This is a genomic window from Kribbella italica, from assembly GCF_014205135.1.
In the GTDB taxonomy this organism is placed as follows: domain Bacteria; phylum Actinomycetota; class Actinomycetes; order Propionibacteriales; family Kribbellaceae; genus Kribbella; species Kribbella italica.
Genome location: NZ_JACHMY010000001.1, coordinates 6,444,333 through 6,458,863, shown reverse-complemented (window position 1 = coordinate 6,458,863; position 14,531 = coordinate 6,444,333). Strand labels below are relative to the sequence as shown.

Sequence of the window (14,531 nt, the reverse complement as noted above, 5' to 3'; positions counted from 1 at the left end):
GTGCCATCACGTTCTGGTCAGGCCGCCGTCACTACCGGTGTACCGCCAGTTGCTCCCCGCCCGAGCCCGTGAAGAGAGATCCCCATGACTGTCACCGACTTCGCCGGAGTCCTCGGCCTGGTTGCCGCCGCCGTACTCGCCGCCTGGATGCTGCTGGGCGCCAACACCACCCCGCACCGGGGTGATCCCCGGCACTCCGCGCCGGGTGTCGACGCCCGCCCGGCCCGCCACCGGGCAACGTCAGGAGGCCGGCTGCATCGCCCCTTCTCCCGGTGGGTCCGCGTCAGGTGAGTCCACAGCGGGCAGCTTGAGCTTGCTGGCGCGGTAGTAGACGCTCGCGCCGTACCCGTACATGCCGAGGCCGAGGCATGCCATCGCGACGATGATCGGCCACTGCCACGGTCCTGGTGCGTACAGGGCGAGGAACCACACCTTGGCAGGGTTGTCGTTGAGCTTGAAGACCGCTGGCACGACCGCCTGCGGGAAGAGCGGGATCGCACCGAAGCCGAGACAGGCGCCGGCCAGGTGGCGCTGCCACTTCGGGAGCAGCTGCATCTTGGCGGACAGGGAGGTGACGCTCGCCTGGTCGCCGGTGGTCCGTCCGTGCCGGAGCAGGGTGAGCAGCTCGGGACCGCGGGCGTCCAGCCGCGCCACCGCGAGCCGGCCGAACCCCCACCACGCCAGTACGCCGGTCGCGAGCCCCACGGGCACGCCCCACCATCCCGCGGGCAGCGCGACGACCAGGGCGGGCACGGCGGTGAGCGAGATGAGCACGAGCATCACGTAGACCAGGCCCATCGCCTCGCCCTCGTTCTCGCCCGAGTTCAGCGGGTTGCCGGACCGCTTGTGCGCGTCGGTGGTCGGCACCGCGGCGTACACGGAGGCGAGAACGACCAGACCGGCCGCGCCGCCGAGCAGCGCGGGCACCACACTGAGCACGACCGGCCAGGTGTCGGTGCCGGACCACCAGGTGAACAGCACGGTGATCAGCAGCGCCGGCGGGCCGAAGACGAGCAGGAAGGCACGCTGCCTGGCGCGGATGTCGAACCTGGACGAGCCGGGGACCATCAGCGTCGACCAGTACGCCGTACCGTCCGCGCCGTACAGGTTGGCGAACATCGCGCCGGCCATCACCACGGACGCGGCGCCGGCCCACGGGAGCATGCCCTTCCAGCCGACGGCGATCGGCATCAGGCAGAAGAACACCCCGTACGCGATCGCGAAGACGGCGCGGTGGCCGTAGAGCAGGTCCCTGGTCCAGGACCGGAGCTCCTTCCCGGCGGCGGCGCCGCGGGCGTCCGACGCGGTCAGCGGGCGGCGGGGCTGGACACCTGAGCGGGTCGCTGTCGTCCGTCGTACGAGTAGTGCGGACCAGGCGACGAACATCACGGCGGCCAGGAGCAGCAGGCCGGCCAGCGCGAGCAGCACTCGCAGCCAGTCGCCACGACCGGCGGCCTCGACGGCGACCAGACCCCAACCAGAGGGAGCGATCCGGGCTGCCTGGGCCATCGCGCCCTGGACGTCGGTGGTGATGTACGCCGCGATCAGCGCCCAGCCCTGCGCGGTGAAGGCGAGGATGAACGCATTGACCAGCGCGGCCAGTACGGCGCCGGACCGGATCTGCAGGAGTACGCCGTAGATCGCAACCGCGAGCCGGGACGCCAGCACGAAGCAGAGCAGCTGCAGCAGCAGTGCGGGCACCGAGACCAGTACGGCGACGACTGAGAGCTGCGCACCGACCACAGCCAGGCTGAGCAGAGCCAGCAGGCTGACGACAGGCGCCACACCGGCCATCGCCGCTGCCAGCAGGCCGCCGGACAACGCCCGCGGCGGCAGCGGGAGCATGGTGAAGTACTCCGGCTTGAGCGTCTCGTCACCACCACCGGCGAACAGCGGACCGACCACCCAGCCCAGCATCCACACGGCGATCGCCACCGCGACCACGTCGTGGTCGCCGCGAACCGCGAGCCAGACCGTGCCGCCCGCGAGCACCAGACCGACGAAGGCACCGCTGGCGATCCAGCTCACCTTGTTCTGGTCGCGGAGCGAATGCCGCAGCGCGGCCAAGCGCATCCTGACCAGGGTGTCGCCGGTCGCGACGGTCAGGCCGACAGCCACGTCAGTCCCTCCGCGCCCCGGGTGGACGCACCGACCAGCGCGACGAACGCGTCCTCCAGCGACCCGCCCGCCTGCACCTCCGAAACGGTGCCCGAGGCAACGACTTTGCCGTCGGCCACCACCGCGACCCGGTCGCAGAGCTGCTCGACCAGCGCCATCACGTGGCTCGACATCACCACCGATCCACCGCCGGCGATGAACCTGTTCAGGATCGTCCGGATGGTTGCGGCCGACACCGGGTCGACCGCCTCGAACGGCTCGTCGAGCACCAGCAGCCGCGGCGCGTGCAGCAGCGCGACGGCGAGGCCGAGCTTCTTCCGCATGCCGGTGGAGTAGCCGATCACCTGCTTGTCGTCCTCGTGGTCGAGCTCCAGGACCTCCAGCAACTCCTGGGTCCGGGCCTCCACCTCGGAGCGGTCCAGACCACGCAGCAGCCCGAGGTAGGTCAGCACCTCCCGCCCGGTCAGCCGCTCCGGCATCCCGAGCCCGTCCGGCAGTACGCCGACCAGCGCCTTGGCCCTGACCGGCTCGGCCCAGACGTCGACGCCGAAGATCTTCGCGGTCCCGCTGTCCGGCCGGAGCAGCCCGACCGCCATCGACAGCGAGGTGGTCTTGCCGGCGCCGTTCGGGCCGAGCATCCCGAAGAACGATCCGCTCGGCACCGTCAGCGCCAGCTCGTCGACCGCCCGCTGGGTCCCGAACGTCTTGGTGAGCCCGGCCAGCTCGAGTGCGTCCATGCGAGAAGTTAACCCGCCCACAGGGCCGCTGTGACACAGCTCTCGCGCCACGCCCACACCAATTCTGCGGCAACATCTGGGCGAACGAAAAAGTCCCGGTCGGGTGAGACCGGGACTTCGGTACTGCTTGTGCGCGAGGGGGGAGTTGAACCCCCACGCCCTTTCGGGCACACGGACCTGAACCGTGCGCGTCTGCCTATTCCGCCACCCGCGCGCTGGCTGATTCCGGCCTGTCGAAGCACCATCCCCAACCGAGGGAAAACACTAGCATGCCTTCTGACCGACTCTTGCATTGCGGGTTGGGCCGAACCTCCCGATACGATCGATCGTCGTACCGGGTGTGGCCACCGCCAGCTCGGAGGCCACGACGTACGGCGTGCCTGTCGAAGGCGCCGGACGGCAAGCACGATCGTTGGTGCTGACCTGGCGCCAGCCGACGACCGACGTGGAGGAGGACGCGTGCGACCGCTGCAGCGCTTCGAACGGCGCCTGGAGGGCATCGTGAGCGGTGTCTTCGCGCGTGCGTTCAAGGGCGACGTGGAGCCGATCGAGCTCGCCGCCGCACTCAAGCGGGAGATCGACAACACCGCCCGGATCCTGTCCCGGGACCGCCGGCTGGTCCCGAACCACTTCACCGTCGAGCTCGGCCCGGAGGACTTCGAGCGGCTGAACGCCTACGGCCGCACCCTGAACCACGAGCTCGCGAACGAACTCCGTGACCACGCGGACATCCAGCGCTACACCTTCTCCGGACCGATCGAGATCGAGTTGACCCAGCAGGACGACCTGCCGACCGGCAAGTTCCGCGTCGTCAGCCAGACGGTCGGGACGCAGCAGCGCTCCCGTCCCCAGCCGCCCCCGCCACCGGACCCGTACGCCGAGCCGTACGGCGGTGAGACCGTGATGCAGAGCGCGCCCCCGCCGCCCCCGGCACCGGCGCCGATCCGTCGCGGTCACCCGCAGGTGATGCTCGAGGTGAACGGCCGCCGCCGCCCGGTGAACCCGCCCGGCGTCGTGCTCGGCCGCGGTACCGACGCGGACATCCAGATCAACGACCCGGGTGTCTCCCGCAGGCACGCCGAGATCCGGCTGATGCCGGAAGGCCCCGGCGGGGTCCGGGTGGTGCTGGTCGACCTGGGTTCGACCAACGGCACGCTGGTCAACGGCCGCCGCGCCGCGGAGGCCGACCTGGTCGACGGATCGACCGTGCGGATCGGGAACACGACGATGACGCTGCGCCTGGCGGACGAGCCGATCGCCCAGCCGCCGAGCAGCGGGTGGTGACCGGAACTCCATGTCGGAACTGACGCTGACCCTGATCAAACTGGGGTTCCTGGCCCTGCTCTGGATGTTCGTCCTGGCGGTGCTGTCCGTGATCCGCTCGGACCTGTTCGGCGCCAAGGTGGACAGCCGCGCGCTGGCCCCGGCCGCGGCGGCGCCCGGCCGGACCCCGAAACCGGCCAAGCCGAACAAGAAGAAGAAAGGCCTGCCCGGCTCGGTGACCATCGCCGACGGCCCGCAGGCCGGAGTCGGCGCGACCCTGCACGAGGAGCCCGTGGTGATCGGCCGCGGCTCGGACTGCCAGATCCGTCTCGACGACGACTACTCCTCCACCCGGCACTCCCGGTTGTTCCTGTCGGAGGGCCAGTGGTGGGTCGAGGACCTCGGCTCCACCAACGGCACCTACCTGGACGGCCAGCGGGTCACCCGGCCGGTCCCCGCCGAGATCGGCGGCTCGATCCGGATCGGCCGGACGACGTTGAACATCGCGAAGTAGGCCTGAGTCCATGACCTTGTCGCTCGACTACGCCGCACTGTCCGACGTCGGACGGGTCCGCCGCAACAACGAGGACTCCGCGTACGCCGGACCGCACCTGCTGCTGCTCGCCGACGGAATGGGCGGTGCCGCGGCCGGTGAGGTGGCCAGCGCGGCCGCCGTCCAGGTGATCCGCCGGCTCGACACCGCGACGATCACCGGCGAGGACATGATCGAGGCGCTGGCCGGGGCCGTGCACCGCGCCAACGAGCGGCTCTCGGAGCTGGTCGAGGAGGACCCCGAGCGCGAGGGCATGGGCTCCACCGTGACCGCGCTGATGTTCGACGGCCAGCAGCTCGGCCTGGCCCACCTCGGCGACTCGCGCGCCTACCGGATGCGCGACGGCCGGCTGCAGCAGCTCAGCCACGACCACACGTTCGTCCAGTCGCTGGTCGACGAGGGCCGGATCTCCCAGGAGGAGGCCTTCACCCACCCGCACCGGAACCTGATCCTCCGGGTGCTGGACGGCCGCCCGGACTCCGATCCGGACCTGCAGATCCTCGACGTCCAGGCCGGCGACCGGCTGATGCTGTGCAGCGACGGCCTGCCGGACTACGTCAGCGACGACGTCATCGCGGCCGCGATGGCCGACGGTACGCCGGACTCGGTCGTGGTCGACCTGATCACCCACGCGCTCGAGGCGGGCTCGAACGACAACGTCACCTGCGTCGTCGCCGACGTCGTCGAGACCGACCCGGCGAGCGGCCCCGGCCCGCAGCTGGTCGGTGCGGCGGCCGAGCTCGCCCAGGGCGGGACCGCCGGCGAGCACACCATGGTCGTCCGCACCGCCGCGAGCGGGGACGGCGACGCAGGCGGGTCCGGTGGCCCCGTCGATCCCGAAGAGCTGCGGTACGCGCCGCGCCCGCCGCAGCGGTTCCCCTGGCTGCGCCGGCTCGGCGTCCTGATCGTCGTCCTGGCGATCGTCGTCGGCGGCGGCTGGTTCGCCTACAGCTGGACCCAGAAGCAGTACTACGTCGGCACCGACGGCGACTACGTGGCGATCTTCAAGGGCGTCGACGAGCAGATCCCGGGCCTCACGCTGACCAGGGTCTACGAGCAGAAGACGCTGCAGGTCGACAAGCTGCCGACGTACAACCGCGAGCAGGTCGAGGGCAACATCCAGGCCGACGACCTGGACGCCGCGCAGGCGATCGTCGGCGAGCTGCAGCGCGCCGCCGACGAGTGCGCCGCGCAGCAGAAGCCGACTCCCACCCCGACGCCGCGGCCGACCACGCCGCCGGCCAGCGGCAAGCCGCCGGTGAGCACACCGCCGAAGCCTCCGGCCAGCACGCCCGCCTCCACCCCGACGACACCCGGCAACGGCACGGCCGATCCCGACAACTGTGACGGGGTCCGATGAGCATCGCGTCCACGTCGGTCATCCAGATCATCCCGCGGACCCGCCGCGGGGTGGAGCTGATGCTGCTGATCATCGCGATCGCGGTGTCGGTGGCGGCCTACGTCAACATCGGCCTGACCGTCCAGAACAAGGTCCCGGCCAGCACCGGGTACTACGCCGCCGGGATCGGCCTGCTCGCGCTGATCGCGCACATGGCACTGCGGTACCGGGCGCCGTACGCCGATCCGGTGATCCTGCCCTGCGCCGTCCTGCTGAACGGGCTCGGCGTCGCGATGATCCACCGCGTCGACCTCGGCCTGAAAGCGGCCGCCGAGGCGGCCGGCACCAAGGCGCGCGGACCGGCGGCGCCACAGCAGATCACCTGGACGGCGGTCGGCATCATCCTGTTCCTGGTGGTGATCCTGGTCGTCCGGGACCACCGCCGCCTGCAGGCGTTCACCTACACCGCCGGCCTGGTCGGTCTGGTCCTGCTGGTGCTGCCGCTGGTCCCCGGCCTCGGCGCCGACATCAACGGCGCCAAGATCTGGATCCGGCTGGCCGGGATGTCGTTCCAGCCGGGCGAGTTCGCGAAGCTCTGCCTGGTGATCTTCTTCGCCGGGTACCTGGTGGTGAAGCGCGACGTCCTGACCCTGGCCGGGCACCGGTTCCTCGGGCTGGACCTGCCCCGGGCCCGGGACCTCGGCCCGATCCTGATCGCCTGGGGCGTCAGCCTCGGCGTGCTGATCTTCGAGAAGGACCTCGGCTCCTCGCTGCTGTTCTTCGGCCTGTTCCTGTTCCTGCTGTACGTCGCGACCGAACGCGCCGGCTGGCTGATCATCGGTGGCCTGCTGTTCGCCGGCGGCGCTTTCGTCGCCGCGCAGATCTTCAGCCACGTGCAGAAGCGGGTCTCGGACTGGCTCGACCCGTTCCACGAGGTCGGCGGGCAGGTTTCCACCGCGCTGATGGGCCAAGCCTGGGGTGGGCTGCTCGGCCGCGGTCTCGGCCAGGGCCGGCCCGAGATCGCGCCGCTGCGCTTCTACGGCCAAAGCGACTTCATCATCTCCTCGTTCGGCGAGGAGCTCGGCCTGACCGGGCTGATCGCGATCATCCTGGTCTACACCCTCATCATCGAGCGCGGTCTGCGGACCGCGCTCGGCTGCCGGGACATCTTCGGCAAGCTGCTCGCGACCGGTCTGGCGATGTCGTTCGCGCTGCAGGTGTTCGTGATCGTCGGCGGCGTCACCGGGCTGATCCCGCTGACCGGTCTGACCACGCCGTTCATGGCCCTCGGCGGTACGGCGCTGATCGCCAACTGGGCGATCATCGCGCTGGTGCTGCGGATCAGTGACCAGGCCCGCCGGCCGCAGACCCCCGCGGCACCGGTGTCCGACGAGACGATCGCGATGGCGGTGCAGAAGCAGTGAACTCGGCAATCCGGCGGCTCGCCGTCGCAGCGATCGTCCTGATGCTCGCCCTGATGGCGAACTCGACGTACCTGCAGGCGTTCAAGGCGAACGACATCAACGGCCGCAACGACAACCGGCGGGTCCGCGACGCGCAGTTCTCGATCGACCGCGGCCCGATCCTGATCGGCAACATCCCGATCGCGGAGTCCAAGGAGTCCAACGACCAGTACAAGTTCCTGCGCACGTACACCGCCGGGCCCGAGTACGCGCCGGTGACCGGCTACTACTCGTTCCTGTACGGCCGGCTCGGCATCGAGCTGAACCAGAACTCCCAGCTGAACGGCTCCGACCCGTCGCTGGCCTTCCGCCGGGTGGTGGACGTGATCACCAACCGCGACCAGCAGGGGGCGGCCGTCTCGCTGACGCTGAACGCCAAGGCCCAGATGGCGGCGTACCGGGGGCTGGCCGGCAAGAAGGGTGCCGCGGTCGCGATCGACCCGAAGACCGGCAAGATCCTGGCGCTGGTCTCGCGGCCGTCGTACGACCCGAACGAGCTGGCCTCCCACGACCTGAACAAGGTCGGCGCGTCCTGGAAGAAGTTCACCGAGGACCCGAACAAGCCGATGTCGAACCGGGCCGCCCGCGAGCTGTTCCCGCCGGGGTCGACGTTCAAGCTGGTGACCACGGCGGCGGCACTGTCCAGCGGCCGGTACAACCCGGACACCAAGGTCCGGTCGCCCGCCCAGCTCCCGCTGCCGCAGACCACGACCCCGCTGATGAACGAGAACAAGCTCAACTGTGGCGGCAGCGACAACGCCACGCTGACGGTCGCGCTGCGGAACTCGTGCAACACCGCCTTCGGCTCGGTCGGCCTGGAGCTCGGCGCGGACGCGCTGCGCGAGCAGGCGGAGAAGTTCGGCTTCGGCGAGCGGCAGCTGCCCGAGCTGGGCGCGGTCGCCAGCCAGTTCCCCGCCGACCCGAACCCGCCGCAGACCGCCCAGTCGGCGATCGGCCAGTTCGACGTCCAGGCCACGCCGCTGCAGATGGCGATGGTGGCGGCCGGCATCGCGAACAAGGGCGACGTGATGAAGCCGTACCTGGTGGAGAGCGTCCGGACCGCGGACCTGAAGACGGTCTCGGAGACCAAGCCGGAGTCGCTGCACCAGGCGGTCACGCCGGAGGTCGCGAGCCAGCTGACCCAGATGATGGTCGACGTGGTCGAGAACGGCACCGGCAAGCCGGGCCGGATCGGCGGTGTCCAGGTGGCCGGCAAGACCGGTACGGCGCAGACCGCCAAGGACCGGCCGCCGTTCGCCTGGTTCACGGCCTTCGCCCCGGCCGAGGACCCGCAGGTCGCGGTCGCGGTGATGATCGAGGACGCGAACGTCCCGCGCGACGACATCGCCGGCGGCAAACTCGCCGCGCCGATCGCCAAGAGCGTCATGGAGGCGGTGTTGGGCAGGTGACGACGATGCGAAATGATGCCGTCACGGTGTGTCGAACCAGCGGGGGTCCGCTCGTGGCTTTGGCTACGGTGGGCGGGAAGTACGTGTTGTGGCCAGGAACGATCCGCGCAGGTTGGAAGGCAGAGCAATGACATCGCAGGCACGTCTCGTCGGCGGGCGCTACGAGGAAGGCGAACCGCTGGGACGGGGAGGTATGGCCGACGTCCGCAGGGGCGTCGACAACCGGCTCGGCCGGTCCGTCGCGATCAAGCGGCTCCGGGTGGACCTGGCCAGTGACTCCACCTTCCAGGCCAGGTTCCGGCGCGAGGCGCAGTCGGCGGCCTCGCTGAACCACCCGACCATCGTGTCGGTCTACGACACCGGCGAGGAACCGGACCCGAACGGCTCCGGCATCACCATCCCGTACATCGTGATGGAGCTGGTCACCGGCAAGACGCTGCGGGACCTGATCCGCGAGGGCCGCAAGATCATGCCCGAGCGCGCCCTGGAGATCACCTCCGGCGTGCTCGAGGCGCTCGACTACAGCCACCGGGCCGGAATCGTGCACCGCGACATCAAGCCCGGCAACGTGATGCTGACCCCGCAGGGCCAGGTCAAGGTGATGGACTTCGGCATCGCCCGCGCGGTCGCCGACACCACCTCGGACATGACCCAGACCGCGGCCGTGATCGGCACCGCGCAGTACCTGTCGCCCGAGCAGGCCCGCGGCGAGACCGTGGACGCCCGCTCCGACCTGTACTCGACCGGCTGCCTGCTGTACGAACTGCTCACCGGCCGGCCGCCGTTCGTCGGCGAGTCCCCGGTCTCGGTGGCCTACCAGCACGTCCGGGAGCAGCCGGTCCCGCCGTCCTCGTTCGACCCCGACATCCCGCCGGAGGTCGACGCGGTCGTGCTGAAGGCGCTGGCCAAGAGCCGCGAGGAGCGCTACCAGAGCGCGTCGGAGATGCGCCAGGACATCCACCGGGTGCTCGCCGGCCAGCAGGTGACCGCGCCGATGGCAGCGGTCGGGGAGACCCGCGCGATGGCCGCCACGGCGGTGGCGCCGCAGGCGGCGACCCAGGCGTACCGGCAGACCCAGTCCGACGACCTGCTTCCGCCGGACGACGGCATGGACGAGGCCGAGGCGGCGCGCGCCCGGCGTAATCGCGGGCTCGCGTACTTCCTGCTCGGCCTTGCGATCGTCGCGGTGGCGGTGCTGGTCTACGTGCTGATCAACAACGGGAACAAGGACAACAACGGCGGCGGTACGCCGGAGGTCACCCAGGTCGCGGTGCCGGACGTGAAGGGCAAGACCGTCGACCAGGCGACCGCGCTGCTCGCGGCGCAGGAGCTCAAGGTGACGTCGACCGGCGCGGCCAACCCGACCGTCCCGCGAGGGCAGATCGTCAGCCAGACCCCGGCGGCCGCCACGATGGCGGACAAGGGTTCGACGGTGTCGGTGGTGGTGTCCAGCGGGCCTACGTCGTTCGCGGTGCCGGACGTCAAGGGCAAGTCCTTGCAGGACGCGACGGACATCCTGGAAGACTCACCGGGCAAGTTCAAGGTCGCCGAGAAGGTCAACCGGACCGACGACGAGGCGCCGAAGGACACCGTGCTGGGCCTGAACCCGGACCCGAGCGGTAAGTACCCGAGCGGCCAGGAGTTCACGCTGACGGTGTCCAGCGGGTCGGTCAAGGTCCAGGTCCCGGACGTCAGCAAGCAGAACCAGGACGACGCGGCGAACGCACTGAAAGCAGCCGGTCTGACGGTCGGTTACGAGAATGCTCCGCCCGGCTCCAACCAGCCCGAGGGCACGGTCGTCTCGCAGAGCGTCGCGCCGGGCACGAGTGTCGCAAAAGGCACCAAGGTGATCATCCGTATCGCCGGCCCGCCCCAGCCGACCAACTCCCCGACGGACACCCCCACCGGCGATCCGACGGGCGACCCGACAGGTGATCCGACCGGCGACCCGACCGACCCACCGACCATCGGCCTCCCCGGCGGCGGAGGCGCGGCCCCGGGCCGCCTGCCCTAGGACGGCATGACAGAAAGACCGCGGTACCCCACAGGGGTGCCGCGGTCTTTTGTTTGTCTGTCAGCTGACGACCGGGGCCATGCCGGCGGAGCGGGCGACGGCTTCGGGGTCGCCGCAGATGGTGAGCCAGTTGGCGAGCATGCGGTGGCCGCCTTCGGTGAGGACCGACTCGGGGTGGAACTGGACGCCCTCGACGGGGAGGTCCTTGTGGCGGGCGGCCATGATCACGTCGGCCTCGGTGCGTGCGGTCACCTGGAGTACGTCGGGGACGCTGTCCTGGGCGATCGCGAGCGAGTGGTACCTGGTCGCGGTGAACGGCGACGGCAGCCCGGCCAGTACGCCGGCGCCCTCGTGGAACACCTGGCTGGTCTTGCCGTGCAGCAGCTCGTCCGCGCGACCCACCACCCCGCCGTACGCGACACCGATCGCCTGCAGCCCGAGGCAGACCCCGAAGATCGGGACCTGACCGCCGGCCTGCTTGACGATCTCGACGCAGGCGCCGGCCTCTTCGGGCGTCCCCGGCCCGGGCGACAGCAGCACGCCGTCGTACGCCGTGGCCTGCTCGGGTGTCACCTCGTCGTTGCGCAGGACCGTGGTGTCGGCCTGCAGCTGCTGCAGGTACTGCACCAGGTTGTAGACGAACGAGTCGTAGTTGTCGACGACGAGGATGCGCGGCATGACCAGAGCCTACTGTGGAGACCGCCGCGGGCGCAGTCAGCGGCCGGTGCTGGACGGGCTCACCGTGGGCGTCTTGGCGAAGCCCGGCACGGTCGCGCTCTGCAGGTCCAGCGTGCCCTCGTAGGCCGGCATCGCGATGCTCGACTGGTTCTTCACCTCGTAGCCGAGCTGGAACTTCACCACGTAGTCCTGCAGGTTCTCGATGTACTTCGAGTCGTCCAGCGACTGCTGCAGCTTGCGCCGGTCACCGATCGCGGTGATCCGGTACGGCGGCAGGTACGGCACGCCGTGCAGGACGACCGAGTTGCCGACGCACTTGATCCCGGTCGTGGAGATCACCCGGTGGTCCTGGATCGAGATCGCGTCCGCGCCACCGGCCCACAGCGCGTTCACCACCGCCTGGATGTCCTGCTGGTGGATCACCAGCCAGTCCGCGTCGACGTCCGGGTTGTCCTTGACCACCTCGGGCGGCGCGTCCTTCAGCGTGACGGTCAGCCCGGGCCCGGTCACCGGCGTCGTCCCGACCGCGACCGACAGTTCCTCGAGCTGCTTGGTCAGCTTCGGCGGGAACGAGCCCTGCTGGGCGCGCAGCTTGTCGATGTCACCGCTCAGCGCGGCGTGCTGACGGGTCAGGCTCGCGCTGCGGCGGCTCTGTTCCTCGACCAGGCCGGCGAGCGTAGTGTTACGACTGGGACGGAGGTCGGTGCCACGGGCGTTGGTGGCGCTGGTCGCGAACAGCAGACCGGCGCACAGCAGTGCCAGCGGCGCACCCGCGCGCCAGAGCGAAAAACGCCGCAGCCTGCTCACTCGTGACCCCCATGCTCCCGTCTGCACTACGCTAACCGAGGCCAGACCCGTCGGTGTGGCTGGTGGCAGCCTCGCGAACCGAGGGACCACCACTCACCTTAGTGTCCGCTACAAGGAGCCCAAGTCGTGCCCGAGTCGAGCAGTCGCGAAAAGAAGAAGAAGTCGGCCGCGGAGAAGCCGCAGAAGACTCCGAAGAAGCCCCGCACCTCCAGTCGCGCCTGGGTGGCGCCGCTGATGCTCGGTTGCTGGCTGCTCGGGCTGATCTGGCTGGTGGTCTTCTACGTGGCGGGCCAGGACATCCCGTTCATGAACGACCTGGGCAACTGGAACCTGCTGATCGGCATGGGCCTGATCGCGGTCGGGTTCGTCGTCTCCACGCAGTGGATCTGACCTCTCCGCACTGACCCGCGACGCGGACCTCAGCCGGCGAACGGGCGCAACCGGCTCAGGTCCGCGTTCAAGTTATCCACAGCCGTATCCCCAGCTGTGCACAGCTTCCCCGTGGTTTGTCCCCAGGTTTTCCCCGGGTTGTGCACCGTTTCCGGCCGAAAAAGAGCCAAATCTGTGGATTGTTGAGGTTTGATCACCATGTTGTCCACAACTGGGGAAGACGGCTTCCCGGTGATCAGCCGCCCAGGAGTCCGGCCAGGAGCTGCCTGAACCCGGCCGGGACCTGATGGCCTTCGGCCGGGAGGATCCTGGTCTCCACCCCGAGCGCTTCCAGCGGTGCGCCGGTGACGGTGTCGAGCAGGTCGTCCTCGGAGCTGATCCAAGCGACGGCCGGGGACAACGAGTTCGCGGCGGCCCGCGGGAGAGCGCGGAGGGCCGGCGCGAGTACCAGTACGCCGTCCGCACGCTGCGGCAGGCCGGTGAGCGCCCAGTCGAGCGCCGCGCGGCCGCCCGCGGAGAAGCCTGCGGCGATCAGGGGCAGACCTTTGAGGTCGTCGGCCAAGTAAGTGAGAGCGCGAGCGATGTCGTCGCGCGCGGCCTCGGGGTCGGGCCAGGTCCGGTACATCGGGGACATCAGCTGGGACGACTCGACGCAGATCAGGGCGCAGTTCAGGTCGAGGACGGGCGCCCAGTCGCGGGCTGCGTGGGTGGCGCGTTGGCCGGCGCCGTGGAGTGCGACGACAACGCGCTGGGGAGACGAACCCAGCTGGACCACCGGTGGAGTGGCGTCTGTGGTCCGGCGCGTGCGGCTGAGGGCGAGCACCTGGTCGAAGCCGGGGAGGTTCTGAAGGCCGGCCAGGTCGTCGTCCTCGGTGAGGATCGGCTCGGCCCACCAGCCGCCGGCGTCGGTCGCCTGCTGGAGGACGACGAGCGCCTCGTCGGGGCGGGCGAGCGCGCCGAGGAGGCAGGCCCGGAGGTGGCCGAGCTCGGCCGACCACGGAGCGAGAGCGTCGTCCGCGGTGTCCATCAGGGCGAGCGCGTCGGCCTGGCGGCCGGCGTCGTACAGGGCGGCGACCTCGTCGGTCAGGGCGTCGTAGCGGTCTTCGGCAGGGTCCACGGAGGGATCTTCGCAGGCCCGGCCGAATCTACGTAGACATATACGTAGACACCTACGCATGGCATATGTATAGTTCTACGTAGAAGGAGACACCACATGCCGAACAAGACGATCTACGTGTCCGACGACGACCTGGCGCTCTACAAGCGCGCGCAGGAGATCGCCGGGAACCTGTCCTCCGCGATCTCGACCGCGCTCCGGCGGTACGTCGAGATGGAGGAGGGCCGGCTCGAGGGGTACGACGAGATCACCGTGCGGGTCGGCCGGGGCGCCGGCCGCAAGCAGCGGTTCTCCGGCGTACTGCTGGCCGAGGGAGGACGCTCGAGCAAGGACGGTTACGAGGCCTTCAAGGTCTACCGCAGCCGGACCGGCAAGTTCGTCCTGCACGCCGACCGCCGCGATCAGTACAAGCAGGGCTCGACCAAACCCGCCGCCACCGACGACGGCGGCTGGCGGAGCTGGATCGGGACGCTGGGCCTGCTCGACAACACGTGGAGCATGGCGCAGGGCGAGGCGACGCTGGACGTCGTCGACACCGTCGCGGAGCTGCGCGAACTGATCCCCGAGGACCTCTACGCCCTGGTCGAGGAGGCGGCGACCCAACCCGCCGTCGAGGACCTCGACATCTAGCCAACTGAACCAG

14 protein-coding genes and 1 tRNA gene are annotated in these 14,531 nt (G+C 70.0%); 9 read left to right on the top strand and 6 right to left on the bottom strand.

The window, feature by feature from the left end; translation table 11 throughout:
* The first annotated feature begins 84 nt into the window (after positions 1-84).
* Positions 85-291: a hypothetical protein gene (locus HDA39_RS30095; RefSeq protein WP_184800898.1), complete on the top strand. Its 207-nt coding sequence runs from the start codon at positions 85-87 to the stop codon at positions 289-291.
* On the opposite strand, the gene HDA39_RS30090 is transcribed toward HDA39_RS30095, so the two are convergent.
* The 3 genes from HDA39_RS30090 to HDA39_RS30080 all read right to left on the bottom strand — a co-directional run bounded on the left by HDA39_RS30090 (position 241) and on the right by HDA39_RS30080 (position 3,069).
* The gene (locus HDA39_RS30090; RefSeq protein ID WP_184800896.1) at positions 241-2,118 is read right to left on the bottom strand and encodes a hypothetical protein; all 1,878 of its coding nucleotides are present in this window, start codon (positions 2,116-2,118) and stop codon (positions 241-243) included. The two genes, HDA39_RS30095 and HDA39_RS30090, sit on opposite strands and share 51 nt — an antisense overlap.
* On the bottom strand, positions 2,103-2,855 hold the full coding sequence (locus HDA39_RS30085; protein WP_184800894.1) for an ABC transporter ATP-binding protein: 753 nt from the start codon (positions 2,853-2,855) through the stop codon (positions 2,103-2,105). The genes HDA39_RS30090 and HDA39_RS30085 overlap by 16 nt, the downstream gene beginning before the upstream one ends.
* Before the next feature lie 130 nt (positions 2,856-2,985).
* A tRNA-Leu gene (locus HDA39_RS30080) sits at positions 2,986-3,069 on the bottom strand.
* 245 nt (positions 3,070-3,314) lie between these two features.
* Between HDA39_RS30080 and HDA39_RS30075 the strand changes: the two genes are divergently transcribed.
* The 6 genes from HDA39_RS30075 (at position 3,315) to pknB (ending at position 10,896) form a co-directional block, all read left to right on the top strand.
* On the top strand, positions 3,315-4,139 hold the full coding sequence (locus HDA39_RS30075; RefSeq protein ID WP_184800892.1) for an FhaA domain-containing protein: 825 nt from the start codon (positions 3,315-3,317) through the stop codon (positions 4,137-4,139).
* Positions 4,140-4,149: 10 nt separating this feature from the next.
* Positions 4,150-4,632 (top strand): FHA domain-containing protein FhaB/FipA, encoded by a 483-nt coding sequence (locus HDA39_RS30070; RefSeq protein ID WP_184800890.1) that lies wholly within the window; start codon positions 4,150-4,152, stop codon positions 4,630-4,632.
* Positions 4,633-4,642: 10 nt separating this feature from the next.
* Positions 4,643-6,031 (top strand): PP2C family protein-serine/threonine phosphatase, encoded by a 1,389-nt coding sequence (locus HDA39_RS30065; RefSeq protein WP_184800888.1) that lies wholly within the window; start codon positions 4,643-4,645, stop codon positions 6,029-6,031.
* Entirely contained in the window at positions 6,028-7,434 is a 1,407-nt protein-coding gene (locus tag HDA39_RS30060; RefSeq protein WP_184800886.1) for an FtsW/RodA/SpoVE family cell cycle protein, read from the top strand. Before HDA39_RS30065 ends, HDA39_RS30060 begins: the two co-directional genes overlap by 4 nt.
* Positions 7,431-8,882 carry a penicillin-binding transpeptidase domain-containing protein gene (locus HDA39_RS30055; protein WP_184800884.1) on the top strand — a complete coding sequence of 484 codons (1,452 nt, stop codon included), beginning with the start codon at positions 7,431-7,433 and terminating at the stop codon, positions 8,880-8,882. Before HDA39_RS30060 ends, HDA39_RS30055 begins: the two co-directional genes overlap by 4 nt.
* Before the next feature lie 127 nt (positions 8,883-9,009).
* Positions 9,010-10,896, top strand: a complete 1,887-nt coding sequence (pknB, locus tag HDA39_RS30050; protein ID WP_184800882.1) for a Stk1 family PASTA domain-containing Ser/Thr kinase — start codon at positions 9,010-9,012, stop codon at positions 10,894-10,896.
* Between the two features lie 60 nt (positions 10,897-10,956).
* Here the strand turns inward: pknB and HDA39_RS30045 are convergent, their stop codons facing one another.
* Positions 10,957-11,574: an aminodeoxychorismate/anthranilate synthase component II gene (locus HDA39_RS30045; protein ID WP_184800880.1), complete on the bottom strand. Its 618-nt coding sequence runs from the start codon at positions 11,572-11,574 to the stop codon at positions 10,957-10,959.
* 36 nt (positions 11,575-11,610) lie between these two features.
* Complete coding sequence (locus tag HDA39_RS30040) at positions 11,611-12,381, bottom strand: DUF881 domain-containing protein (RefSeq protein ID WP_184800878.1); 771 nt, start codon at positions 12,379-12,381, stop codon at positions 11,611-11,613.
* A gap of 126 nt (positions 12,382-12,507) precedes the next feature.
* Here HDA39_RS30040 and HDA39_RS30035 point away from each other — a divergent pair, with 126 nt between their 5' ends.
* Positions 12,508-12,771 (top strand): cell division protein CrgA, encoded by a 264-nt coding sequence (locus tag HDA39_RS30035; RefSeq protein WP_077018283.1) that lies wholly within the window; start codon positions 12,508-12,510, stop codon positions 12,769-12,771.
* Between the two features lie 235 nt (positions 12,772-13,006).
* Here HDA39_RS30035 and HDA39_RS30030 read toward each other — a convergent pair whose 3' ends face one another.
* Positions 13,007-13,888, bottom strand: a complete 882-nt coding sequence (locus tag HDA39_RS30030) for an alpha/beta hydrolase (RefSeq protein ID WP_184800876.1) — start codon at positions 13,886-13,888, stop codon at positions 13,007-13,009.
* A 96-nt stretch (positions 13,889-13,984) separates the two neighbouring features.
* Here HDA39_RS30030 and HDA39_RS30025 point away from each other — a divergent pair, with 96 nt between their 5' ends.
* Positions 13,985-14,518 carry an EXLDI protein gene (locus tag HDA39_RS30025; RefSeq protein WP_184800874.1) on the top strand — a complete coding sequence of 178 codons (534 nt, stop codon included), beginning with the start codon at positions 13,985-13,987 and terminating at the stop codon, positions 14,516-14,518.
* Positions 14,519-14,531: the final 13 nt, after the last annotated feature.

What these genes read in the sequence shown, in the direction of transcription:
- HDA39_RS30070 (WP_184800890.1), top strand. Translation starts at nt 4,150, where the DNA reads ATGTCGGAACTGACGCTGACCCTGATCAAACTGGGGTTCCTGGCCCTG.
- HDA39_RS30060 (WP_184800886.1), top strand. Translation starts at nt 6,028, where the DNA reads ATGAGCATCGCGTCCACGTCGGTCATCCAGATCATCCCGCGGACCCGC.
- HDA39_RS30025 (WP_184800874.1), top strand. Translation starts at nt 13,985, where the DNA reads ATGCCGAACAAGACGATCTACGTGTCCGACGACGACCTGGCGCTCTAC.
- pknB (WP_184800882.1), top strand. Translation starts at nt 9,010, where the DNA reads ATGACATCGCAGGCACGTCTCGTCGGCGGGCGCTACGAGGAAGGCGAA.
- HDA39_RS30095 (WP_184800898.1), top strand. Translation starts at nt 85, where the DNA reads ATGACTGTCACCGACTTCGCCGGAGTCCTCGGCCTGGTTGCCGCCGCC.
- HDA39_RS30065 (WP_184800888.1), top strand. Translation starts at nt 4,643, where the DNA reads ATGACCTTGTCGCTCGACTACGCCGCACTGTCCGACGTCGGACGGGTC.
- HDA39_RS30045 (WP_184800880.1), bottom strand. Translation starts at nt 11,574, where the DNA reads ATGCCGCGCATCCTCGTCGTCGACAACTACGACTCGTTCGTCTACAAC.
- HDA39_RS30085 (WP_184800894.1), bottom strand. Translation starts at nt 2,855, where the DNA reads ATGGACGCACTCGAGCTGGCCGGGCTCACCAAGACGTTCGGGACCCAG.